We start from the raw sequence: 23,434 nt of genomic DNA, 5'->3' as shown, positions 1-23,434 counted from the left end.
GGTGATCTGGCACCTGACTGTTGGTTCGGTGCCGGTACTGTTCGGCGAATGAGCTCGCTTAATCTCGACGACTTCACCGATCTGATCGAGCGCCCCGACGGCGGTGTGCGCCGTGACGCCGAGGCGCGCCGGGAGCGGCTGGCCGTGCCGCCGGGGTCGCTGGGCCGCCTCGACGACCTGGGTGAGTGGCTGGCCGCCGCGCAGGGTTCGGTACCGGTACGGCCGGTGGAACGGCCGCGGGTGCTGCTCTTCGCCGGCGACCACGGCGTCGCCGAACTCGGCGTCTCCGCCCGGCCCGCGGGCAGTGCGGAGTTGCTGGTGCGGGCGGTCCTCGAGGGCGGCAGCCCCGTGGCGGTCCTCGCCCGGCGGCTCGGGGTGCCGGTGCGGATCGTGGACATGGCGCTGGACTGCGATCCGGACACGCTGCCCGAGGAGGTCGTACGGCACCGGGTGCGGCGGGGCAGCGGCCGTATCGACATCGAGGACGCGCTGACCCTGGAGGAGGCGGAGGCGGCCTTCCGGGCGGGCGTGGCGCTGGCCGACGAGGAGGCCGACTCCGGGACCGATCTGGTGGTCCTCGGCGACGTCAGCGTCGGCGGCACGACGGCGGCCTCCACCCTGGTCGCGGCGCTGTGCGGGACGGACGCGTCGGTGGTGACCGGGCGGGGCGGCCTCGCCATCGACGACCTCGCGTGGATGCGGAAGTGCGCGGCGATCCGGGACGCGCTGCGGCGGGCGCGGCCGGTGCTCGGGGACCAGTTGCAGTTGCTGGCGACGGTCGGCGGGGCCGACCTCGCGGCGATGACCGGGTTCCTGTTGCAGTCGGCGGTGCGGAAGCTGCCGGTGGTGCTGGACGGGGTGGTGGTGGCCGCGTGTGCGCTGGTCGCGCAGCGGATCGCGTTCCGGGCACCGGACTGGTGGCTGGCCGGCCACGACAGCGGGGAGCCGGGGCAGGCGAAGGCCCTGGACCGGATGGCCCTGGAGCCCCTCCTCGAGCAGCGCGTGAAGGTCGGCGAGGGCACGGGCGCCCTGCTGGCCCTGCCCCTGGTCCAGGCCGCGGCGGCACTGTCGGCCGAACTCCCGGAAAAGCCGGAAGCCGAGGAGAAGCCGGAAGACTAGCGGCGCCCTTCCCTACGGCGCCGTCGCGGCGGAAAGAGGAGACCCGAGAGGAAGCGCGCCCCGCAAGGGGCGCGGGGAACTGCGCGAGCAACCATCGCGACGCAGCATCCGGCACGCGACCGCCACCGGCAACGGCGAAGGCAGCGCGGCCGCAGCGCCCGCAAGGACGCGGGGAACTGCGCGGTCGGCTGGCCCGGTGTGCGGGCGGTGTCGGCGGCGGGGGTCGCGGACTGCGTGGGCGTCCGGCGGAAAAAGGGGGCGTGCGGCGGGGTTTGGGGTGAGGGCACCCATATGATCGCTCTCCATGGGAGATGTCCGAATTGCCGTGGAGCGGTGTGAGGGACGTGGGCCGGGGCGGCGGGGTGGCGGGGTTTCCCGGCGGGCCGCCGCCTTCGCCGTCTGGTATTTGCGGGCCGTCGCCTTCGTCAATTTCCTCAGCGCGGTGTGGCTGTCGCTCGGTCAGGACGTGCGGCGGCACAACCAGGAGAACTTCTTCACGCCGTACCTCCTGACGGCCGGCTTCGCCTCCGGCGTGTTCACCGCGTTCCTCGCGATCACGATGCGGCGGCGGAAGCGGGCCGCGTGGATCCTGAACCTGGTGCTGAGCGGGCTCTTCCTCGCACTGTTCGCGTTCGCCATGGCGTTCCCGGAGATCCGGCGGTACGCGCAGAACTGGATCTCGATCGTGCTGACCGCCGCCTTCGTCGTCGCCCTGCTCGTCGGTCGGCGGGAGTTCTACGCGAAGGGCGACCGGTCCAACCCGCGCCTCGCCGCCACCGTCGCCGTCGGCGGCGGTCTCGTCGCCTCGCTGCTCGCCGCCCTCCTCGTGACCGTCACCGACCAGGCGCCGCACGCCGCGCGTTCGACGTTCCTGGAGCGCTGGCACTACGGCACCCTGCGCCTGGTGTCGGTCGCCGCCGACCCCTCCCGGTTCCCGTACATCGCACCGCCGAACTGGGTGAACGTCGTCGTCAACGTGCTCAGCACCCTCCTCGTGCTCGCCGTCCTCTACGCCGCCTTCCGCTCCCGCCGCGCCGTCGACCCGATCACCGAGGACGACGAGAAGCAGCTGCGGGTCCTCCTTGAGCGGCACGGCGAGCGGGACTCGCTCGGGTACTTCGCGCTGCGGCGGGAGAAGAGTGTCGTGTGGTCGCCCACCGGGAAGGCGGCGGTCGCGTACCGGGTGGTGGGCGGGGTGTCGCTCGCCTCCGGGGATCCGATCGGGGATCCGGAGGCGTGGCCGGGGGCCATCGTGCCCTGGCTCGGCGAGGCGCGGGCGCACGGGTGGATCCCGGCGGTGATGGGGGCGAGCGAAGAGGCGGGGACCGTGTACGCGCGGCACGGTCTGGACGCGCTGGAACTGGGCGACGAGGCGATCGTCGAGGTCGCCGAGTTCACGCTGGAGGGCCGGGCGATGCGGACCGTCCGGCAGGCGTACAACCGGGTCGGGCGGGCGGGGTACCAGGTGCGGATCCGCCGTCACGAGGACATCCCGGCGGACGAGATGTCGTACCTGGTCCGGCGTGCGGACGACTGGCGGGACGGGCCCACCGAGCGCGGTTTCAGCATGGCCCTGGGGCGGCTCGGGGACGCCCGGGACGGGCGGTGCGTGATGCTGGAGTGCACGGACGGGGCGGGTGAGCTGCGGGCCCTGCTCTCCTTCGTGCCGTGGGGACCGGGCGGGCTGTCCCTCGATCTCATGCGGCGGGACCGGGACTCCGACAACGGGCTGATGGAGTTCATGGTCATCGAACTGCTCCGGCGGGCCGGGGAGATCGGGATCACGCAGGTCTCGCTCAACTTCGCGATGTTCCGCTCGGTCTTCGAACGTGGTGCGCGGCTCGGCGCCGGGCCGGTGCTGCGGCTGTGGCGGTCCCTGCTGAGCTTCTTCTCCCGGTGGTGGCAGATCGAGTCCCTGTACCGGGCGAACGCCAAGTACCGGCCCATCTGGGAACCCCGGTTCCTGCTCTTCGAGAAGAGCGCGGACCTGCCGCGCATCGGCCTGGCCTCGGCGCGCGCCGAAGGGTTCCTGGAGGCACCGGGGCTGCCGAAGTGGGTGCATCGCAGGCATCTGGACACGCAGCGGGAAACGCAGGGATGAGGACCACCGGATGACGCCGCTCGCCCGCTGGGCCCGCGCCGAGTGGGGGCTGCTCCACGCCACCGTGCGCGGCCCGCTGGCGAAGCACCGGCTGCGGGCGGTGCCGATGACGGTGGGGGCGGTGTGCCTGACCGCGCTGCTCCAGTTCACGCAGAACCAGTCGTGGGGCTACGGCTTCGTGCAGGACGTCGGTGCGGTGCGCGCCGCCGGCCCCCTCTCGGCCTCCCTGCTGCGCACCCCCCTGTCGCTGTTCGTGCCGGCCCTGGACCTGCCGGTGTGGGGCGCGCTGGCCCAGGTCCTGGTGGTCTTCGGCATCGCCGAGGTGTGCCTGGGCTGGTGGCGGACCTTGGCCGTCGCGTACGTGGCGACCCTCGCCGGCACCCTGTACGCGCGGGCGGGCATCGCGCTGGGGCCGCACGGTCCGCTGGGGCTGCCGGCCTCGGACGCCCGGGTGGTGGACACCGGCCCGTCGGCCGCCGTCGTCGGGCTCGCGGTCTACGTGGGCTGGCGGTACGGCGCCTACGTCACCGCGGGCGCGGTGGCGGCCGCGATGGCGGTCGAGGTGGCGCTGAAGGACAACCTGGCCGGCAAGGAGCACCTGGCGGCCATCGCGGGGACGGCGGCGCTGTGCGCGGCGGTGCCGGCGGGACGGCGGCTGTGGCACCGGTGGGGGCGGCGTCACCGGCGGCCGGGGTCCGGTCCGGGACCGCGGCCGGGCAGTCGCAGCGGTTCGGGGCGGTCGGGTTTGCCGCCGATCCAGTCCTGAAGGGTCAGGCTGAGCCGGGACCAGCGACGGTCGTGGTGGTAGGTGCGCAGCCGGGCCCTGGCGCGGGCACGCGGCCGGTTGCGGTAGAAGCGGCGGGCCCAGGCCGAGCCGGGCCGGGCGAGCCGTGCCGCGCCGACGATCGCGACCAGCGGGACGATCACCCCGAAGATCGCGGTGCGCGTCTTGCCCTTGCTCAGGGCGACGAGGGAGAAGGCGAAGTTGGCCACGACGTTCGCGATGACCGTCCCCCGGTCCTGGAGTTCGTCCGGCGAGAGGTCGTTGACGCCGAACGGCGAGAAACCGGCGAGCAGCAGCCCCACCAGCGCGGCCGTGATGACGACGGCCTCGACGCTCTTGCGGCCCTCCTCGGTCCAGTAGACGTCGCCGAGGTGCAGGATGAGCGCGAACTCGTCGAGGACGAGCCCCGCGCCGATCCCGAAGACGATCGCGGCCAGGGCCGCGCCGAGACCGTTGCGGGAACTGGCGACCGCGCCGAAGCCGCCGATGACGACGAGGACGACGCCGGGGACCACGTGGTGGATGCGCAGACCGCCCGCCCGCACGTTGCCGAACGGGCCCTTGCCGGCGCGGATCAGCCGGGTGATGACCCGGGTGATCACGAAGGTCAGGACGAAGGCGGTCAGGGCGAGCAGCAGCGGGAGTTTGCCCGGCTCGACGATGTTCCGCTCCAGCCAATGTCCCATGTGCGCACTTTATCCCTGGCGGGGACCCGCACCCGGAGTCGAGCCCGGAGTCCGGCCGGGCGGCGGCTTCCTGACCACAGGTAACCTGCGCCGGTGGCTGTGACCTCTGCGACTCCCTGGCTGGACGGCGTCCGCTTCGCCTTCGGCACGCTCACCGTCTTCCCCGTGAAGGTCGCCCGCTGGGACCGCGGGGCGGCGCGCGGCGGCATGCTGTCCGCCCCGCTGGCCGGTCTCGCGGTCGGCGCCTGCGCGGGGGCGGTCGGCGCGCTGCTGCTGGCGGCCGGCGCGAGCGCACTGCTCGCCGCGGTCGCCGCCGTCGCCGTACCGGCCGTGCTCACCCGCGGCCTGCACCTGGACGGCCTCGCCGACACCGCCGACGGCCTGGGCAGCGGCAAGCCCGCCGAGGACGCCCTGCGGATCATGAAGCAGTCGGACATCGGGCCGTTCGGGGTCGTCACCCTCGTCTTCGTCCTGCTCGGGCAGGTGGCCGCGCTGGCCCAGGCGTACGGCGACGGGTGGCAGCACGGTGCCCTTGCGGCCGTCGTCGCGGCGACGGTGGCCCGGCTGGCGCTGACGCTGGCCGCGGTGGAGGGGGTGCCGGCCGCCCGTCCCGAGGGGCTGGGGGCGGCGGTGGCCGGAGTGGTGCCCAAGGTGGGGGCGACCGTGGTGACGTTCGCGGTGATGCTGCTGGCGGCCGGGGCCGGGGCGCTGGTGGGGCCGGGCGACAGCCTGCGGGCGCTGCTCGCGGTGGTGGTGGCCGAGGCCGCGACGGACGGGCTGCTGCGGCACTGCCGGCGCCGGTTCGGCGGGGTGACCGGGGATGTGTTCGGGGCGCTCGCGGAGACGGCGGCGACGGCGGCGCTCGTGGTGTTCGCGCTGGGCGGCTGAGGAGGCTCCCACGCCGGGCAGACCCGTACGCCGAGGCCCGGTGCGGGGAAAGTGACGACGGCGCCGCCCCCAGGTGAACACCCGCAGGAATGAGCGAACGCATGCACACGCGTAGGCTCGTCCCGGGTGTTCGCCGACGCGGGGTGAAGGCCCCGGTCGCAACGCGGCCCGAGGGCACTCCTCAGGGTCGCTTCCCGGGCCCGGTCGACCCACCCGCTCGGCCACTGCAACTCAACATCGGAAGCGAGATTTCACCACCGTGACTGCTCTCACTCTCAGCACCGCAGCGGCGCCCGGCCTCCGGGCCGACGCGATCGTGATCGGTGTCGCCAAGGGCGCCAAGGGCCCGGTCGTCGCCCCGGGCGCCGAAGCCGTGGACGCGGCCTACGACGGCAAGCTGGCCGCCGTACTGGAGACCCTCGGAGCCTCGGGTGCCGAGGGCGAACTGACGAAGCTGCCCGCCCCGGCCGGCTTCAAGGCCCCGCTCGTCATCGCGGTGGGCCTGGGCGCCGAGCCCGGCCCGGACGCGGAGTACGACGCCGAGGCGCTGCGCCGGGCGGCCGGTGTCGCCGCCCGCGCCCTGACCGGGGCCAAGAAGGCGGCCTTCGCGCTGCCCGTCGAGGACGCGGCCGCCGTGGGCGCGATCGGCGAGGGCGTGCTGCTCGGCGCCTACTCGTTCGACACGTACAAGGACAACGGTGCCGGCACCGGCAAGAGCCTGAAGGCGAAGAACGACCGGGCGCCGCTCGCCGACGGCGTGCTGCTCGGCGGCAAGCCGCGGGACGCCGCCCACAAGGCGGCCCTGGCCCGCGCCACGGCCGTCTCCGAGGAGCTCAACCGCGCCCGCGACCTGATCAACACCCCGCCGAACGACCTCACGCCGGCCGCGTTCGCGGCGATCGCCCAGGGCGCGGCCAAGGAGCACGGCCTCAAGATCCAGGTGCTCGACGAGAAGGCGCTCGCCAAGGGCGGGTACGGCGGCATCCTCGGCGTCGGCGGCGGCTCGGCGGCCACCCCGCGGCTGGTGAAGCTGTCGTACACGCACGCCGACGCGGACAAGCACCTCGCGTTCGTCGGCAAGGGCATCACCTACGACTCGGGCGGCATCTCGCTCAAGCCGGCCGGCCACAACGAGACGATGAAGTGCGACATGAGCGGCGCGGCGGCGGTGTTCGCGGCCGTCGTGGTGGCGGCGCGGCTCGGCCTGCCGGTCAACGTGACCGGGTGGCTGGCGCTGGCCGAGAACATGCCGTCGGGCACCGCCGTGCGCCCCGGTGACGTGCTGCGCATGTACAGCGGCAAGACCGTCGAGGTGCTCAACACGGACGCGGAGGGCCGGCTGGTGCTCGCCGACGCGCTGTGGGCGGCGTCGGCGGAGCAGCCGGACGCGATCGTGGACGTGGCGACGCTGACCGGCGCGATGATGCTGGCGCTGGGCAGCCGGACGTTCGGGATCATGTCCAACGACGACGCGTTCCGCTCCGCGGTGCACGAGGCCGCGGAGGAGGTGGGCGAGCCGGCCTGGCCGATGCCGCTGCCGGAGCACCTGCGCAAGGGGATGGACTCCCCCACCGCCGACATCGCGAACATGGGCGAGCGGATGGGCGGCGGGCTGGTCGCCGGGCTCTTCCTGCGCGAGTTCGTGGGCGAGGGGATCACCTGGGCGCACCTGGACATCGCGGGGCCCGCCTTCAACGAGGGGGGCGCCTTCGGCTACACGCCCAAGGGGGGCACGGGGTCGGCGGTGCGGACGCTGGTGCGGCTGGCCGAGCTGACGGCCGAGGGTGACCTGGGCTGACGTCGGTTTTTGTGGACGGGACCTCGCGTGCGGGTAGGGCGGGGTCCCGTCGCCCATTCACGGGGGCCGGTCCGTCGTCCGGCGGCTGCGGGTCGTGGGGACTTCTCGCGCAGTTCTCCGCGCCCCTTACGGGGCGCTGTCCTCGCGGCGTTATCAAGTGAGCGTGTGGTGTCTCACACCCCAGCCCCGCGTCTCGTTCACCTCCGACAAGTGCGAAGATGGGGCTCGGCAGGACAGGGCCCCACCCACAGGGCCGAAGAAGAGCGGCCGGACACCAGCCGCCGACCGGTCACTGGAGACCGGCGTACGGCGCACATGCATGGAGGACGTGACGTGGCGAACGACGCCAGCACCGTTTTCGACCTAGTGATCCTCGGCGGTGGTAGTGGCGGTTACGCCGCGGCCCTGCGCGGGGCGCAGCTGGGCCTGGACGTCGCCCTGATCGAGAAGGACAAGGTCGGCGGTACCTGCCTGCACCGGGGTTGCATCCCCACCAAGGCCCTGCTGCACGCGGGCGAGATCGCCGACCAGGCCCGCGAGAGCGAGCAGTTCGGCGTCAAGGCCACCTTCGAGGGCATCGACGTGCCGGCCGTGCACAAGTACAAGGACGGCGTCATCGCCGGCCTGTACAAGGGCCTGCAGGGTCTGATCGCCTCGCGCAAGGTGACGTACATCGAGGGCACGGGGCGGCTGTCCTCCCCGACCTCCGTGGACGTGAACGGCCAGCGCATCCAGGGCCGCCACGTGCTCCTCGCGACCGGCTCCGTGCCGAAGTCGCTGCCGGGCCTGGAGATCGACGGCAACCGCATCATCTCCTCCGACCACGCCCTCGTCCTGGACCGCGTGCCGAAGTCCGCGATCATCCTGGGCGGCGGTGTCATCGGCGTCGAGTTCGCCTCCGCCTGGAAGTCCTTCGGTGCCGACGTCACCGTCGTCGAGGGCCTCAAGCACCTCGTCCCGGTCGAGGACGAGAACTCCTCCAAGCTTCTTGAGCGCGCCTTCCGCAAGCGCGGCATCAAGTTCAACCTGGGCACCTTCTTCTCGAAGGCCGAGTACACCGCCGACGGTGTCAAGGTCACCCTCGCCGACGGCAAGGAGTTCGAGGCCGAGGTCCTGCTCGTCGCCGTCGGCCGCGGCCCCGTCTCCGCCGGTCTCGGCTACGAGGAGCAGGGTGTCGCCATGGACCGCGGCTACGTCCTGGTCGACGAGTACATGCGGACGAACGTCCCGACCATCTCCGCCGTCGGTGACCTGGTCCCGACGCTCCAGCTCGCGCACGTCGGCTTCGCCGAGGGCATCCTGGTGGCGGAGCGCCTGGCCGGTCTGAAGACCGTCCCGATCGACTACGACGGTGTCCCCCGGGTCACGTACTGCCACCCCGAGGTCGCCTCCGTGGGCATCACCGAGGCCAAGGCCAAGGAGATCTACGGTGCGGACAAGGTCGTCGCGCTGAAGTACAACCTTGCGGGCAACGGCAAGAGCAAGATCCTCAACACCGCGGGCGAGATCAAGCTCGTCCAGGTGAAGGACGGTGCCGTGGTCGGCGTCCACATGGTCGGCGACCGCATGGGCGAGCAGGTCGGCGAGGCCCAGCTGATCTACAACTGGGAGGCCCTGCCCGCCGAGGTCGCTCAGCTCATCCACGCCCACCCGACGCAGAGCGAGGCGCTCGGCGAGGCCCACCTGGCCCTGGCCGGCAAGCCCCTCCACTCGCACGACTGACCCTCGGTCGACGCAAGCGACGACTCAGACTTCCGCAATTCGTAAGGAGCAACCGAAACCATGGCGGTTTCCGTAACCCTTCCGGCGCTCGGCGAGAGCGTCACCGAGGGCACCGTCACCCGCTGGCTGAAGGCCGAGGGTGAACGCGTCGAGGCCGACGAGCCGCTGCTCGAAGTCTCGACCGACAAGGTCGACACCGAGATCCCGGCCCCCGCCTCCGGTGTGCTGGCCTCGATCAAGGTCGCCGAGGACGAGACGGTCGAGGTGGGCGCCGAGCTGGCGATCATCGACGACGGCACCGGCGCGCCCGCTGCCGCCCCGGCCCCGGCCGCCGAGCCCGCCGCTGCCCCGGCTCCGGCCGCCCCGGCTCCCGCACCGGTCGCCGAGGCCCCCGCCGCCCCCGCCCCGGCCCCCGCTGCCGCCGCCCCCGCCGCTCCGGCCGGTGGCGCGTCCGGTACGGACGTGGTCCTGCCCGCGCTCGGTGAGTCCGTCACCGAGGGCACCGTCACCCGCTGGCTGAAGTCGGTCGGCGACTCCGTCGAGGCCGACGAGCCGCTGCTCGAGGTGTCCACCGACAAGGTGGACACCGAGATCCCGGCGCCCACCTCGGGTGTGCTGCTGGAGATCACGGTCGGCGAGGACGAGACCGCCGAGGTCGGCGCCAAGCTCGCCGTCATCGGCGCCCCAGGTGCCGCTCCGGCGGCCGCGCCCGCCCCGGCCGCTCCGGCCCCGGCGCCCGCCGCCGCTGCCCCGGCCCCCGCGGCTCCGGCTCCGGCCCCCGCCGCGCCGGCCCCCGCGCCCGCCCCTGCCGCTCCGGCTCCCGCCCCCGCCGCCGCTGCCCCGGCTCCGGCCGCCCCGGCTCCGGCTCCCGCGCCGGTGGCCGCCGCCCCCGTCACCCCGGCTCCGGCCCCGGCCGCTCCGGTCGACGAGGGTGCCTACGTCACTCCGCTGGTCCGCAAGCTCGCTGCCGAGAACGGCGTCGACCTGGGCTCCGTCAAGGGCACCGGCGTCGGCGGCCGGATCCGCAAGCAGGACGTGCTCGCCGCCGCCGAGGCCGCGAAGGCCGCCGCTGCCGCTCCGGCTCCCGCCGCTGCCGCTCCGGCCGCCGCCGCTGCCAAGAAGGCTCCTGCCCTGGAGGTCTCCCCCCTCCGCGGCCAGACCGTCAAGATGACCCGCATCCGCAAGGTCATCGGCGACAACATGGTCAAGGCGCTGCACGAGCAGGCCCAGCTCTCCTCGGTCGTCGAGGTCGACGTGACCCGCCTGATGCGCCTGCGCACCCAGGCCAAGGACGCGTTCGCGGCCCGCGAGGGCGTCAAGCTCTCCCCGATGCCGTTCTTCGTCAAGGCCGCCGCCCAGGCGCTGAAGGCCCACCCGGTCATCAACTCCCGGATCAACGAGGCCGACGGCACCATCACCTACTTCGACACCGAGAACATCGGTATCGCGGTGGACTCCGAGAAGGGCCTGATGACCCCGGTCATCAAGGGCGCCGGCGACCTCAACATCGCCGGTATCGCCAAGGCCACGGCCGACCTGGCCGGCAAGGTCCGCGCCAACAAGATCACCCCGGACGAGCTGTCCGGCGCGACCTTCACCATCTCCAACACCGGCTCGCGCGGCGCGCTGTTCGACACGATCATCGTGCCGCCGAACCAGGTCGCGATCCTCGGCATCGGTGCCACGGTCAAGCGTCCGGCGGTCATCGAGACGGAGGAGGGCACGGTCATCGGCGTCCGCGACATGACGTACCTGACCCTGTCCTACGACCACCGCCTGGTGGACGGCGCCGACGCGGCCCGTTACCTGACGGCCGTCAAGGCGATCCTGGAGGCGGGCGAGTTCGAGGTCGAGCTCGGTCTCTGATCCCCAGCGGGTTCCACGGTGCCCCGTCCGGATTTCTTCCGGGCGGGGCACCGTCGTCTCTCCAGGCAGCGTGTAAGTCTCGTCTCACCTGCGCGAAAGCGCCCCCATGCGCCTCTCCCGAAAGACGGCCCGGCCTTATTGTCTAAACGTCAAACGCCCTTAAGGAGCTCCCATGACCGCGCCCGTCGTCCACTCGCTGCGCGAACAGATCCGCGAGCACATCGTGGAGGGGATCGTCAGCGGGCGCTGGAAGCCGGGCGAGCGGATCGTGGAGCGGCGGATCGCGACGGAGCTGGAGGTCAGCCAGACACCGGTGCGTGAGGCGCTGCGCGAGCTGGAGTCGCTCCGGCTCATCGAGTCGGCGCCGAACAAGGGCGTGCGGGTGCGGAACCTGACGGCGGCCGACCTGGAGGAGAGCTACCCGGTGCGGGCCGGCCTGGAGGCGATCGCGGCGGAGCTGGCGGCGGAGAGGCTGGCCGAGGACTGCTCGGCCCTCGAACCGCACGTGGCGGCCCTGTACGAGGCCGACCGGAACGCCGACGGCACGGCCCAGGTCCGCCACACGGTCGGCTTCCACCGCGAACTGGTCCGGGCGGCCGGCAACTCGGTGCTGCTGCACACCTGGGAGGGCCTCGGCATCGAGGTCTTCACGGCCCTGTCGATCCGCTGGCTCGGCACGGTCCAGCAGTCGTACGCCGAGGAGCACGAGGAACTGGTCGCCGCCTTCCAGCGCCGCGACCCCCGCATCGCCGACATCGTCAAGTCCCACGTCCTGGGCTGCGCCCCCAGGCCGTGAGCCCACAGCGCCCCCGAAGGGGCGCGGGGAACTGCGCGACCAGCCACGACACCGCAGCACCAGCCCGACAACCGCCACCCCCAACGGCGCCCCCGAAGGGGCGCGGGGAACTGCGCGACCAGCCACGACGCCGCAGCACCAGCCCGACAACCGCCGCCCCACGAAGAACACCGCCGCGACGGAAAGAAGGGGGTCCCCCCGAAGGGGCGCGGGGAACTGCGCGACCAGCCACGACGGCGCAGCACCAGCCCGACAACCGCCGCCCCACGAAGAACACCGTCGCGGCGGAAAGAAGGGGGTGAGCACAGCGCCCCCGAAGGGGCGCGGGGAACTGCGCGACCAGCCGCGACGGCGCGGCACGAAGCCGGCGACCGCCACCCCCAACGGCGAGCGCTGCGGCCAGCCCGGCGCAGCCGACAAGCGGCGGAATGGGTGATGGCCCCAGCCCCGGCCCACACAAGAGCGCTCCCCCGCTCACACACCGTCTCACCTGCGCAAACGCCGGCTGGATCACGTCACCCGGTGCCATCGCCGAAGGCACCCCGTGCCGACTTTCTCGGAATCGAGAGGTTTTGCCTTGTACCCTTTGATCGATCATCGATCAGGGAGTTAGAGTCACCGACGGGCTCGCACCCGGGCCCTTCGCCCTGTCCTGCCAAAGACCAAGGGCACCCCCGAAGAACCCCTTACCGATGAGGGAACCCCCTTCGACTGAGGAAGGCGGCGACATGACCGACCCCCAGGCCATCCAGCCGAGCGCGCTCGACCAGCTCCCGGACCGGGACCCGGAGGAGACCGCCGAATGGCAGGCCTCACTGGACGCCGTGGCCAGGGAGGCGGGACCGCACCGCGCCGCATACCTGATGCGCCGCACGCTGGAGCGCGCCGAGGCGGACGGCGTCGCACTGCCGAAGCTGCTGGAGACCGACTACCTCAACACCATCCCCACCGCCGCCGAGACACCCGTCCCCGGCGACGAGGAGATGGAGCGGAAGATCACCGCGTGGAACCGCTGGAACGCGGCCGCGATGGTCACCCGGGGCAGCAAGCACGGCGTCGGCGGCCACATCGCCACCTTCGCCTCCGCCGCCTGGCTCTACGAGACCGGCTTCAACCACTTCTTCAAGGGGAAGGAGGGGGACGGCTCGGGTGACCAGCTGTACATCCAGGGCCACGCCTCCCCCGGCATCTACGCCCGCGCCTTCCTCGACGGCCGCCTGACCGAGGCGCACCTCGACAACTTCCGCCAGGAGGCCGGCGGCAACGGCCTCCCGTCGTACCCGCACCCCCGCCGCCTGCCCTGGCTGTGGGAGTTCCCGACGGTGAGCATGGGCCTCGGCCCGCTCTCGGCCATCTACCAGGCCCGCTTCAACCGCTACCTGACCGCCCGTGGCATCAAGGACGTCTCGTCCTCGCACGTCTGGGCCTTCCTCGGTGACGGCGAGATGGACGAGCCGGAGTCCACGGCCGCCCTCGCACTCGCCTCCCGCGAGGGTCTCGACAACCTCACCTTCGTCATCAACTGCAACCTGCAGCGCCTCGACGGCCCGGTGCGCGCGAACTTCAAGATCGTGCAGGAGCTGGAGGCCCAGTTCCGCGGCGCCGGCTGGAACGTGGTCAAGTCGCTGTGGGGCAACGCCTGGGACGAGCTGTTCGCGCTCGACACCACCGGCGCGCTGGTACGGCGGCTGCGCGAGGTACCCGACGCGCAGGTGCAGACGTACCAGACCCGCGACGCCGCCTACATCCGCGCCGACTTCTTCGGCAAGGACCCGGCGCTCGCCGAGATGGCGAAGCTGCTCAGCGACGACAAGATCATCGAGTGCTTCCACCTCTCCCGCGGTGGTCACGAGGCGCGCAAGGTGTACGCCGCGTACAAGGCCGCCGTCGAGTTCAAGGGCGCGCCGACCGTGATCCTGGCCCAGACGGTCAAGGGCCACACCCTCGGCCAGGGCTTCGCGTCGAAGAACGCCAACCACCAGATGAAGAAGCTGACGGTGGACGAGTTCAAGACGATGCGCGACCTGCTGGAACTGCCGATCCCGGACAGCGCGTTCGCCGACGGGGTCGTGCCCTACGGCCACCCGGGCGCCGACTCCGCCGAGGTCCGTTACCTCCAGGAGCGCCGCGCCGCCCTCGGCGGTCTCGCCCCGGCCCGTCGCACGCACGCCCTGGCGCCCCTCCCGGCCCCCGCAGACAAGGCGTTCGCCTCCTTCGACAAGGGCTCGGGCTCGCAGAACGTGGCCACCACCATGGCCTTCGTCCGGCTCGTCAAGGACCTGGTCCGGGACAAGGAAACCGGGAAGCGCTGGGTGCCGATCGTCCCCGACGAGGCGCGCACCTTCGGCATGGAGAGCCTGTTCCCTTCACTGGGCATCTACTCGCCCAAGGGGCAGACGTACGAGCCGGTCGACCGTGACCAGCTGATGTACTACAAGGAGGCCAAGAACGGCCAGATCCTCAACGAGGGGATCACCGAGGCCGGTTCGATGGCCGACTTCATCGCCGCGTCCACCGCGTACGCGACGCACGGCGAGGCGATGATCCCGTTCTACATCTTCTACTCGATGTTCGGCTGGCAGCGCACCGCCGACCAGATGTGGCAGCTCGGCGACCAGCTCGGCCGCGGCTTCCTCGTCGGCGCGACCGCCGGCCGCACCACCCTGACCGGCGAGGGCCTCCAGCACGCCGACGGCCACTCCCCGGTGATCGCCGCGACCAACCCGGCCGCGCTGTCGTACGACCCGGCGTTCGCCTACGAGATCGCGACGATCGTCAAGGACGGCCTGCGCCGCATGTACGGCGAGCCGGCGCCGGGCGAGGACCCGAACGTCTTCTACTACCTGACGGTCTACAACGAGCCGCTGCCGCAGCCCGCCAAGCCGGCCGGGCTCGGCATCGACGAGGGCATCGTCAAGGGCCTGTACCGCTTCAACACGGCGGAGTCGGCCGGGCTGTCCGCGCCGGCGAACGCCCCGCGCATCCAGCTGCTCGGCTCCGGTACGGCGATCCACTGGGCGCTCAAGGCGCAGCGGCTGCTCGCCGAGGAGTGGGGCGTGGCCGCCGACGTCTGGTCCGCCACCTCCTGGACGGAGCTGCGCCGGGACGCCATGGAGGCGGACGCCGCCCTGCTGCGCGGCGAGGAGCGGGTGCCGTACGTCCGCCAGGCGCTGCACGGCGCGGAGGGCCCGGTGCTGGCCGTGTCCGACTACATGCGTCAGGTTCCGGACCAGATCGCGCAGTGGGTCGAGCAGGACTGGTCCTCCCTCGGTGCCGACGGCTTCGGCCTCTCCGACACCCGGGACGCGGCCCGCCGCCACTTCGGTGTCGACGCCGAGTCGATCGTCGTGGCGGCCCTGGCCCAGCTGGCCGGGCGCGGCGAGGTCAAGGCGACCGCGGTGAAGGAAGCCCGGGAGCGCTACGGGCTCTGAGGGGCGTTGACGGGGTAACCGCACGCCGGGGTGACGGTGGATAACAATCCGCCGCACTCCGCGTGCGCCCCCGGCGCCCAGGCACGATGCTGGACCCGTGATGGACGAGACGGAGTTCTGGGAGCTGGTCGACAGCACCCGCGAGGCCGCCGAGGGCGACCCCGAGGAGCAGGCGGACCTGCTCGTGGAGCGGCTGCTCCAGCTGGAGCCCGATCTGGTCCTGGACTTCGCCCGGCACTTCGAGGCCCGCTACAACCGGGCCTACCGCTGGGACCTGTGGGGCGCCGCCTGGGTGCTCCTCGACGGGGCCAGCGACGACGCGTTCGACTTCTTCCGGTGCTGGCTCATCGGTCAGGGCCGGGAGGTCTTCGAGGGCGCGCTGCACGACCCGGACGCGCTGGCGGAGCTGCTGAGCGACTTCGACGAGGAGATCGACGGCGACGGCGAGGAGCTGGGATACGCGGCGGACGAGGCGTACGAGCAGCTCACCGGGACGGTGGCGCCGGACCTCGGCATCGCCCCCGCGCCCTCCGAACCCGAGGGCGCTCCGGTCGACTTCGAGAACGGCCAGGTGCTCGCCGAGCGGTTCCCCAGGCTGTGGGAGCGCTTCAGGGCATAGGGCTGCTCAGGCCGCGGTGCGGCGGCGGGTCGCGTCGGACGGGATGTACGCCTGGGTCTGCTCGGCCTTGACCGCGTGGTGCATCGGCGCCGCGTTGGCCTGGTCGAGGGCGGACGCGGTGACCGCGGCCGGGCCGAGGACGACCGTCGCGACCGCGCAGACCACGGCCCAGGGTCCCCTGGACGACCAGGCCCGACCGGCCTTCTCCGTGGCCTGCGTACGGCCGTCGGCACGGGCTTCGGCACGGGCTTCGGTACGACTGCTGTTCATGATCCCCGCCTCCAGTCGGCTGCTGATGTCCCTGACGGTAGGGCGCGGGGATCTGAACGGCCTGCGTGCCGCCTATGGCGTTCCTGTGGGCGCCTTCGCGGGTGGTCCGAGGGCGGTCGCCGGGGGCGTTTCCATGAGTGTGCGCAGCGGGGTTCCCGGGAGGGGCCCCCTGCCCTGCAGCCGGGCCGCCGTCTCCCTGATCTCCGGGAGACGGTCGGTGAGGGCGGCTCCCGGGCAGTTGGTGCGGTAGCCGTCCTGGTGGCCGGCGACGGCGGGCAGGGCGACGGTGGTGCCCTCCCGGTACCGGCTGAGGCCGTTGCTGGAGACCAGCCGGGCGGTGCCGCGCGGGTCGACGTCGGCGAGCCCGAGTTTCCAGGCGGCGACGGCGGCAATCGCGTCGGTCATGGCGCGCGGCACGGGTACCCCGGCGGTGAAGGTGCCCAGGGCGGCGATGCCTGCGGTGCGGTGGTTGAAGCCCTGGGTGTGCGCGCCGGTGACGGCCCGGTCCGCGCCGCCCGCGCGGCCCTCGTAGATGGTGCCGCACCGGTCGACGAGGAAGTTGTAGCCGATGTCGTCCCAGGCGCGGTCGCCGGTCTGGCCGCTGTACAGGCGGCGGATGATCTCGGGGGTCTGCGCGCAGGAGTAGCCGTTGGGCGAGTCGGTGTGGTGCACGAAGACGGCGACGACCTGGTCGTCGTAGCGGGGCGGCGGCTGGGTGCGGCGCACGGAGGCGTCCAGCCAGGCCGCGCGCGGCACGATGTGCGGCCGGGGTGCCCGGTAGCGGGTGGCGGGGCTGGCGGGCGCGGGCGCGGCCAGGTGGATCGCCACGGGCCGGTCGGCGCCCTGGTCGCACAGCACCAGGGCGAGGGCCGCGGCGAGGCCGGGCAGGCAGCCGAGCAGTGTCAGGGCGGTGATCCGGGTGCGCCGCCCCGCTCTTGGGAAGACACGCATGGCCATCACTCTCGGGGTGATCGACCGCGCCCGCGATGTGTGCTGTGCCACCTGGTGGAACCATCGTCCTGGTCCGGGGCGTTTCAGGGGGTACACGTGCGCGTGGCCGGTTCCCGGGGCCCCGGGCGCGTGAACTGATCACTGCACCTGTCCCGACCGTATTAAGGGCACCGAGAGAAAGGCGGCTCCGTGGACCTGCTCGACCTGGTGCTCGTACTGGTGGTCCTCGTCTACGCGGCGTCCGGTTACCGGCGCGGGCTGGTGGCCGGCTGCGTGTCGCTGGCCGGGTTCGTGGGCGGCGCGGTGATCGGCGTGTGGGTGCTCCCGTGGGTGATGGAGCTGGTCACGCGCGGGACGGCGACGGCGACGGTGGCCGCGGTCCTGACGGTGCTGGTGCCGGCGGTGGTGGGGCACGAGCTGGCCGGGCGGCTGGCGCTGCGGCTGCGCCGCGAGCTGGACCAGGGGCCGCTCCGGGTGGCCGACGGGATAGGCGGCGCGGTCGCCAACTCGGTGGCGGTGCTGATCGTGGCCTGGGTGGCGGCGAGCGTCCTCGGCGCGTCCTCGTCGCCCGCGGTGACGACGGCGATACGGGACTCGAAGCTGCTCGGCGCCGTGCAGGACACCATGCCGGACACCACGCCCGCCTGGTTCTCGCGGGCCACCTCGGCGCTGACCGAGGCGGGTTTCCCGCAGGTCTTCAACCCGTTCGAGAACGAGTCGACGGCCCGGGTCGCCAAGCCCTCCGGGGACAACGTCACGGCGGCGGCGACGAACGCGGCCAAGCGCAGCACGGTCAAGATCGAGGGCTCCTCCGGCACCCAGGGCCGCGAGGGCAGCGGGTTCGTGTTCGCGCCGGAGCACGTGATGACCAACGCGCACGTGGTGGCCGGCATCGACAACCCGAGCGTGCGGATCGGCGGGGTCGGTCCGTCGTACGACGCGCAGGTCGTCCTCTTCGACCCGGACCGGGACGTGGCGGTGCTGTACGTGCCGCAGCTGCGGGCTCCGGTGCTGAGGTTCGACAGGAGCGCGGCACGCGGGAACTCCGCGGTGGTGGCCGGCTATCCGCAGGACGGCAACCTGAACCTGCAGGCGGCCACCGTGGCGAACACGGTGCAGGCCACCGGCCAGAACATCTACAGCGACGCCACGGTGACCCGGGAGATCTACTCGATCCGCTCCACGGTCCGCCCCGGCAACTCCGGCGGCCCGCTGCTGACCACCGGCGGCAAGGTGTTCGGCGTGGTGTTCGCCCGCTCCACGTCCGACGACGAGACGGGGTACGTGCTGACCGCCGGCGAGGTGGCCACGGACGCCGCGCGCGGCGCGCACGCCACCTCGCCGGTGGACACGGGCGAACTGATCACGTCCTGATCATGTCCTGACCGTCACGCCCTGACCGTCACGTCCCGACCGTCACGTCCTGACCGTCACGTCCCGACTGTCACGTCCTGGCCGTCACGCCCTGGCCGTCACGTCCCGACCATCACGTCCTGACCGTCACGCCCTGGCCGTCACAGCGGCCGGCCCATGATCACGTCGTCGACGTACTCGCCGTCCAGGAAGAACTCCCCCGGCAGCACGCCCTCGACGGCGAAGCCCTCCGACTCGTAGAGCCGGCGGGCCGGGGCGTTGTGCCCGAGGACGCCGAGCCGGATCCGCCGGGCGCCGCGGCGGCGGGCCTCCTCCATCGCCGCCCGCAGCAGTGCCCGTGCCACGCCCCGCCCGCGGGCCTCCTCGGCGACCGCGAGTCCCTGGATCTGCCGGACGTGCGCGTTGGAGGCGATCTTGTAGGCGAGTCCGAGGCGGACGTAGCCGACGATGCGCCGGTCGAGCTCTGCGACCAGGGTGTCCTCGGGGGCGTGGCGCTCGCCGAAGAAGGGGTCGTACGGCGGCTGCGGCCGCGGCAGGACCGCGTGCCGGTAGGACCAGGTGGCGCGGTCGAGGGCGGAGAGTTCCTCGTCGTCGTCGGGCAGGGCGGTGCGTATGTACGGTTCCGGCATGCGGTCACCCTAAGTCGGCCGGCACCGGGGCCCCAGGGGTTTTCCCGCGTCCTTCCCGGCATGCTGGGACCCATGGAACGTTCTCGTATCGCGGTGGCCGGCGCGTCCGGCCTCATCGGCAGCGCCCTGGTGCGGTCCCTCCGGGCGGACGGGCACGAGGTGGTGCGCCTGGTGCGGCGCGCCGCCCACGGCGCCGGAGAGGTCTGCTGGGACCCCGGCGGGCAGTACGTGGACACCGCGGGGCTGGCCGGCTGCGACGCGGTGGTGAACCTCGCCGGGGCCGGGATCGGCAACCGGCGCTGGACGGCCGCCTACAAGCAGGAGATCCGGGACAGCCGGGTGCTCGGCACCGCGGCGCTCGCGGAGGCCGTGGCGGCGATGCCGGACCCGCCGAGGGTGTTCGTGAGCGGCAGCGCGATGGGCTTCTACGGCGACACCGGCGACCGGGCCGTGGACGAGGACGCGCCGCCCGGAGACGGGTTCCTGCCGTCGCTGTGCGTGGAGTGGGAGGAGGCGGCTGCCCCGGCGCAGGAGGCGGGCGTACGGACGGTGTTCACGCGCACGGGACTGGTGGTGGCCCGCGGCGGCGGGGCCTGGGGCCGGCTGTTCCCGCTCTTCAGGGCGGGGCTCGGCGGCCGGCTGGGGGACGGCCGGCAGTACTGGTCGTTCATCGCGCTGCACGACGAGGTGGCCGCGATCCGGTTCCTGATGGAGACTGAGGGTCTGTCGGGGCCGTTCAACCTCACCGCACCCGACCCCCTGACGAACGGTGAGATCACAGCGGCGATGGCCCGGGTGCTGCGCCGCCCGGCCCTGTTCCCGGTGCCCTCTCCGGTGCTGCGCGCGGCGCTCGGCGAGATGGCCGGGGACGTGCTCGGCAGCCAACGGGTGGTGCCGAAGCGGCTCCTGGAGTCGGGGTTCACCTTCGCGTTCCCGGGCATCGAGGACGCGATCCGGGCGGCCTGACGGCCCCGGTGACCGTATGCGACCGGCGTGCGACCGTGCCCTGTTCATGCGCGACTGTCCTTGACCGATCACGGCCCTAACCTCGACCCGAACTCGGGTATCCCCGGAGCTCGTTGGGGGCATCACGTCTCCACCGGACGCGCAATCGAGGAGGGGCCTCGTGCATGAGCCCGCGTACCAGGCGGACGTCGTCATCGTGGGAGCCGGTATCGCCGGACTCTCCGCGGCTCATCGGCTGAACAGCGCAGGAGTAACGACCGCGGTCCTGGAGGCCGCCCCTTACGTCGGCGGACGCATGTCGACCGAGAAGGTGGACGGCTTCCGGCTCGACCGGATCGGGCAGCTTCTGTCCACGTCCTATCCGGAGCTGCGCCTCGCCCCGGGACTGGACGCCCTGGTTCTGCGCCGGTACGCGCCCGGCGTGCTGCTGCATCGCGACGGGCGCAGGCACCGGGTCGGCGCTCCGGCGGGCGGCGGGAGCGCGAGGGGCGCACTGTATGCCGTGCGCGCCCTGGCAAGCGCCCCCAGGGGCGGCTCGCCGGTGGCGCCGCCGCGCTCGACCGCGCCGGTGGGCGGCGCCGTCGACCAGGCCCGCCTGGTCGCGGCACTGGGCCGCATCGCCACCACGCCCGTCGAGCGCATCCTCGCCCGCCCCGAACTCCCCGCCGCCCACGCCCTCGCGGAGCGCGGGGTGCCCACCCGCACGATCGACGGCTTCCTGCGGCCGCTGCTCGCGGCCCTCCTCTGCGACCCCGGGCTGACGACGTCCAGCCGGTGCGCGGACCTCGCCCTGCGCTCCTTCGCGAGCGGGCGGCTGTGCCTGCCGGAGGGCGGTGCCGAAGTCCTCCCCGACCTCCTGGCCCGCGCCCTCCCGCCCGGCACGGTCCACACCGGCGTACGGGTCACCTCGGTCTCCACCACCTCGGTGAAAACGGCCGAACACGGCGAGATCCGCTGCCGAGCGGTCCTGCTGGCCACGGACGCGAGGGCCGCCGCCGAACTGCTCCCGGGGCTGCGCGTCCCGGACTTCCACCAGGTGACGGTGGTCCACCACACCACGGACGAACCGGTGACCCTCACCACCGGCACGTCCCTCCTCCTGGACGCCGACCGGGGCGGCCCCGTCTCCCACACCTCCGTCGTCAGCAACATCGACCCGAGCCGGGCCCCCCAGGGCCGCGCCCTGATCTCCTCGACCGTCCTCGGCACACCCCCCTCGGACATCGACACGGCGGTCCGCATGCACCTCACCCGCCTCTACGGCACGTCCACGCGCCGCTGGGAGACCCTCGCCGTCCACCACACCCCCGAGGCCGTCCCCGCCATGCGCCCCCCGCACGACCTGCGCCGCCCCGTCCGCCTCCTCGCCGGCCTCTACGTCTGCGGCGACCACCGCGACACCAGCACAGTCCAGGGAGCCCTCCACTCAGCCCACCGAGCAACCGCCGCCCTCCTGACCGACCTCGGCACATCCCCCACCCTGAACACCGCAGAGCCCACCCAACGCCGAGCCGCATAACGCTCCCCCGAGGGGCCCCGCACAGCGCCCCCTCAGGGCACGGGGAACCGCGCGCCCAGCCACGACGACGCGGCACAGGGACCCACGACCGAAACCCGCCGTCGTGGCCGCTCACCACTGCGGCGGAAAAAGGAGGCCGCCACACAGCGCCCCCTCAGGGACGCGAGGAACTGCGCGCCCAGCCACGACGACGCGGCACAGGGACCCACGACCGAAACCCGCCGTCGTGGCCGCTCACCACTGCGGCGGAAAAAGGAGGCCGCCACACAGCGCCCCCTCAGGGACGCGAGGAACTGCGCGACCAGCCACGACGACGCGGCACAGGAACCACGACCGAAACCCGCAAAGGGTCGGCCGCGGACTCGCGCGGCGGACCGCGGGGTGTCAGTTCATTGCGGCGACCTTCTCCCGGTATCCCTTCACCGGCGCCGCGTCCTTGTACGGCTCAAGGCGGCGTTCGAAGTCCTTGACGTACTCGATCGCGCGGACCGACCGCATCTCCGCCGCCGCGCCCGCCGCCTCGGCGCCCAGCGCGCACGCCTGGTCGAGTTCGCCGAGGCCCAGGCGGGCCGTGGCGAGGACGACGCGGCAGAAGAGGCGGCTGCGGGCGTAGGAGGGCGCACGGAGCTGCAGCGAGCGCTCGGCGTGCTGCGCGGACGCGCGGAACTGCTGGAGGTCCCGGTGGCAGTGGCCGAACTCGTCGGCCAGCTGCGCCTCGTCGAAGAAGCGGGCCCAATAGGGGACTTCGTCGCCGGAACGGGCCGTCTCCAGGGCGCGTTCGGCGCGGACGAGCGCGCCCGTGCAGGCGCGCACCTCCCCGAGCACCCCGTGGGCGCGCGCCTCGGCCGCGTGCAGCAGGGCCTGGACGACCGGCGGGGCGCTCGTGCCCACCCCCTGCTGGGCGACGCGCGCGAGTTGCACCGCCTCCCGGCCGTGGCCCAGGTAGACCGCCTGGCGGCTCATGGTGACGAGGACGTAGGAGCCGTAGGACCGGTCCCCCGCCGCCTGGGCGAGCCGCAGCGACTGGACGAAGTAGCGCTGGGCGAGCCCGTGCGCGGCGATGTCGTACGACGTCCAGCCCGCGAGCCGGGTCAGGTCGGCCGCCGCGCCGAACAGCCTGCGGCCGGTCTGCTCGCCGTACGTGCCGCGCAGCATCGGCTCGCACTCGTGCTCCAGGTACCGGACGAGGGCCTGCCGGGCGTGGCCGCCGCCGTACTGGTCGTCGAGGGAGCGGAAGAGCTCGCCGACCGAGCGGAGCGCGGCGATGTCGCCGCCGGTCACCTTCTGGCCCGGCCCGCGTTCGGCCTGCCCGCGCGGGCGCACCGGTGCGAGCGGCACCGGCTTGGGCGGAGCGGGCCGGGTCTGCGCCGGCACCCGGGCGGTGCCCGCCGCTGCCGTCGGCTCGCCGCGGGCCACCTTGTCGTCGGCGCGGCCGATCAGCCAGTCCCGGCTGGGGACCACCAGCCCGGCCGGGGTGAAGGCGATCTTGCGGAGCTCCGCGTGGCTGCCGGAGTCCTTGCGCCACAGCCCGCTGACGATGTCGACGGCCTCTTCGGGGGTGGCCGCGAACTCCAGCCCGGCGTAGACCGGGGCGCAGGCGTCGAGGCCGAGGTCCTGGGCGGTGAGCCGGCGGCCGAGGCGCCGGGTGAAGACCTCGGCGATCAGGGCGGGGGTGGTGCCCCGGGGCTGCTGGCCGCGCAGCCACCGGGTGACCGACGTCTTGTCGTATCTGAGATCCAGCCCGTGTTCGAGTCCGAGTTGGTCGACGCGCCGGGCCAGACCCGCGTTGGAGAACCCCGCTTCTGCGATGAGCGCGGCGAGCTGGCGGTTGGGGGTGCGCTGCGCGGGTCGGTCCGTCATCTGGGGTGCGGTCTCCTGCCTTCTGGCTCAGCTCGGTCGCTTGTGCCCGGATTGC

At 73.1% G+C, this 23,434-nt stretch carries 18 protein-coding genes; 13 read left to right on the top strand and 5 right to left on the bottom strand.

Annotated elements, in window-relative coordinates; translation table 11 throughout:
- Positions 1-48: 48 nt before the first annotated feature.
- The 3 genes from cobT to ACZ63F_RS10710 all read left to right on the top strand — a co-directional run bounded on the left by cobT (position 49) and on the right by ACZ63F_RS10710 (position 3,986).
- Positions 49-1,119: a nicotinate-nucleotide--dimethylbenzimidazole phosphoribosyltransferase gene (gene cobT / locus ACZ63F_RS10720; protein ID WP_469710106.1), complete on the top strand. Its 1,071-nt coding sequence runs from the start codon at positions 49-51 to the stop codon at positions 1,117-1,119.
- Between the two features lie 304 nt (positions 1,120-1,423).
- Positions 1,424-3,220 carry a phosphatidylglycerol lysyltransferase domain-containing protein gene (locus tag ACZ63F_RS10715; protein ID WP_469710105.1) on the top strand — a complete coding sequence of 599 codons (1,797 nt, stop codon included), beginning with the start codon at positions 1,424-1,426 and terminating at the stop codon, positions 3,218-3,220.
- Between the two features lie 10 nt (positions 3,221-3,230).
- Positions 3,231-3,986 (top strand): hypothetical protein, encoded by a 756-nt coding sequence (locus tag ACZ63F_RS10710; protein WP_469710104.1) that lies wholly within the window; start codon positions 3,231-3,233, stop codon positions 3,984-3,986.
- On the opposite strand, the gene ACZ63F_RS10705 is transcribed toward ACZ63F_RS10710, so the two are convergent.
- Positions 3,899-4,690 (bottom strand): hypothetical protein, encoded by a 792-nt coding sequence (locus ACZ63F_RS10705; RefSeq protein ID WP_469710103.1) that lies wholly within the window; start codon positions 4,688-4,690, stop codon positions 3,899-3,901. The two genes, ACZ63F_RS10710 and ACZ63F_RS10705, sit on opposite strands and share 88 nt — an antisense overlap.
- 93 nt (positions 4,691-4,783) lie before the next feature.
- Here ACZ63F_RS10705 and ACZ63F_RS10700 point away from each other — a divergent pair, with 93 nt between their 5' ends.
- The 7 genes from ACZ63F_RS10700 to ACZ63F_RS10670 all read left to right on the top strand — a co-directional run bounded on the left by ACZ63F_RS10700 (position 4,784) and on the right by ACZ63F_RS10670 (position 15,810).
- Positions 4,784-5,578, top strand: coding sequence for an adenosylcobinamide-GDP ribazoletransferase (locus ACZ63F_RS10700; protein WP_469710102.1), 795 nt, complete (start codon positions 4,784-4,786; stop codon positions 5,576-5,578).
- Positions 5,579-5,837: 259 nt separating this feature from the next.
- Positions 5,838-7,376: a leucyl aminopeptidase gene (locus tag ACZ63F_RS10695; RefSeq protein ID WP_469710101.1), complete on the top strand. Its 1,539-nt coding sequence runs from the start codon at positions 5,838-5,840 to the stop codon at positions 7,374-7,376.
- A 333-nt stretch (positions 7,377-7,709) separates the two neighbouring features.
- Positions 7,710-9,098 carry a dihydrolipoyl dehydrogenase gene (gene lpdA, locus ACZ63F_RS10690; RefSeq protein WP_469710100.1) on the top strand — a complete coding sequence of 463 codons (1,389 nt, stop codon included), beginning with the start codon at positions 7,710-7,712 and terminating at the stop codon, positions 9,096-9,098.
- A 60-nt stretch (positions 9,099-9,158) separates the two neighbouring features.
- The gene (gene sucB / locus ACZ63F_RS10685) at positions 9,159-10,964 is read left to right on the top strand and encodes a 2-oxoglutarate dehydrogenase, E2 component, dihydrolipoamide succinyltransferase (protein WP_469710099.1); all 1,806 of its coding nucleotides are present in this window, start codon (positions 9,159-9,161) and stop codon (positions 10,962-10,964) included.
- 172 nt (positions 10,965-11,136) lie between these two features.
- Positions 11,137-11,760: a GntR family transcriptional regulator gene (locus ACZ63F_RS10680; RefSeq protein WP_382730844.1), complete on the top strand. Its 624-nt coding sequence runs from the start codon at positions 11,137-11,139 to the stop codon at positions 11,758-11,760.
- Positions 11,761-12,488: 728 nt separating this feature from the next.
- Positions 12,489-15,191: a pyruvate dehydrogenase (acetyl-transferring), homodimeric type gene (gene aceE / locus ACZ63F_RS10675; RefSeq protein ID WP_469710098.1), complete on the top strand. Its 2,703-nt coding sequence runs from the start codon at positions 12,489-12,491 to the stop codon at positions 15,189-15,191.
- A 100-nt stretch (positions 15,192-15,291) separates the two neighbouring features.
- Positions 15,292-15,810, top strand: coding sequence for a DUF4240 domain-containing protein (locus ACZ63F_RS10670; RefSeq protein WP_469710519.1), 519 nt, complete (start codon positions 15,292-15,294; stop codon positions 15,808-15,810).
- 6 nt (positions 15,811-15,816) lie between these two features.
- Here the strand turns inward: ACZ63F_RS10670 and ACZ63F_RS10665 are convergent, their stop codons facing one another.
- The gene (locus tag ACZ63F_RS10665; RefSeq protein WP_469710097.1) at positions 15,817-16,080 is read right to left on the bottom strand and encodes a hypothetical protein; all 264 of its coding nucleotides are present in this window, start codon (positions 16,078-16,080) and stop codon (positions 15,817-15,819) included.
- Between the two features lie 72 nt (positions 16,081-16,152).
- Positions 16,153-17,031 (bottom strand): peptidoglycan recognition protein family protein, encoded by an 879-nt coding sequence (locus ACZ63F_RS10660; RefSeq protein WP_469710096.1) that lies wholly within the window; start codon positions 17,029-17,031, stop codon positions 16,153-16,155.
- Positions 17,032-17,220: 189 nt separating this feature from the next.
- Between ACZ63F_RS10660 and ACZ63F_RS10655 the strand changes: the two genes are divergently transcribed.
- Positions 17,221-18,405, top strand: a complete 1,185-nt coding sequence (locus ACZ63F_RS10655; protein ID WP_469710095.1) for a MarP family serine protease — start codon at positions 17,221-17,223, stop codon at positions 18,403-18,405.
- A 140-nt stretch (positions 18,406-18,545) separates the two neighbouring features.
- Here the strand turns inward: ACZ63F_RS10655 and ACZ63F_RS10650 are convergent, their stop codons facing one another.
- Positions 18,546-19,034: a GNAT family N-acetyltransferase gene (locus tag ACZ63F_RS10650; protein WP_469710094.1), complete on the bottom strand. Its 489-nt coding sequence runs from the start codon at positions 19,032-19,034 to the stop codon at positions 18,546-18,548.
- 72 nt (positions 19,035-19,106) lie between these two features.
- On the opposite strand from ACZ63F_RS10650, the gene ACZ63F_RS10645 reads away from it, so the two are divergent.
- Positions 19,107-20,000 (top strand): TIGR01777 family oxidoreductase, encoded by an 894-nt coding sequence (locus tag ACZ63F_RS10645; protein WP_469710093.1) that lies wholly within the window; start codon positions 19,107-19,109, stop codon positions 19,998-20,000.
- A 160-nt stretch (positions 20,001-20,160) separates the two neighbouring features.
- A complete protein-coding gene (locus tag ACZ63F_RS10640; protein ID WP_469710092.1) occupies positions 20,161-21,519 on the top strand; it encodes an NAD(P)/FAD-dependent oxidoreductase in 1,359 nt (452 codons plus the stop codon).
- A gap of 384 nt (positions 21,520-21,903) precedes the next feature.
- Here the strand turns inward: ACZ63F_RS10640 and ACZ63F_RS10635 are convergent, their stop codons facing one another.
- Complete coding sequence (locus ACZ63F_RS10635) at positions 21,904-23,379, bottom strand: regulator (RefSeq protein WP_469710091.1); 1,476 nt, start codon at positions 23,377-23,379, stop codon at positions 21,904-21,906.
- Positions 23,380-23,434 lie beyond the last annotated feature (55 nt).

The organism is Streptomyces sp. NPDC104761 (assembly GCF_055583445.1).
This window is presented reverse-complemented; position numbering and strand designations above follow the sequence as displayed.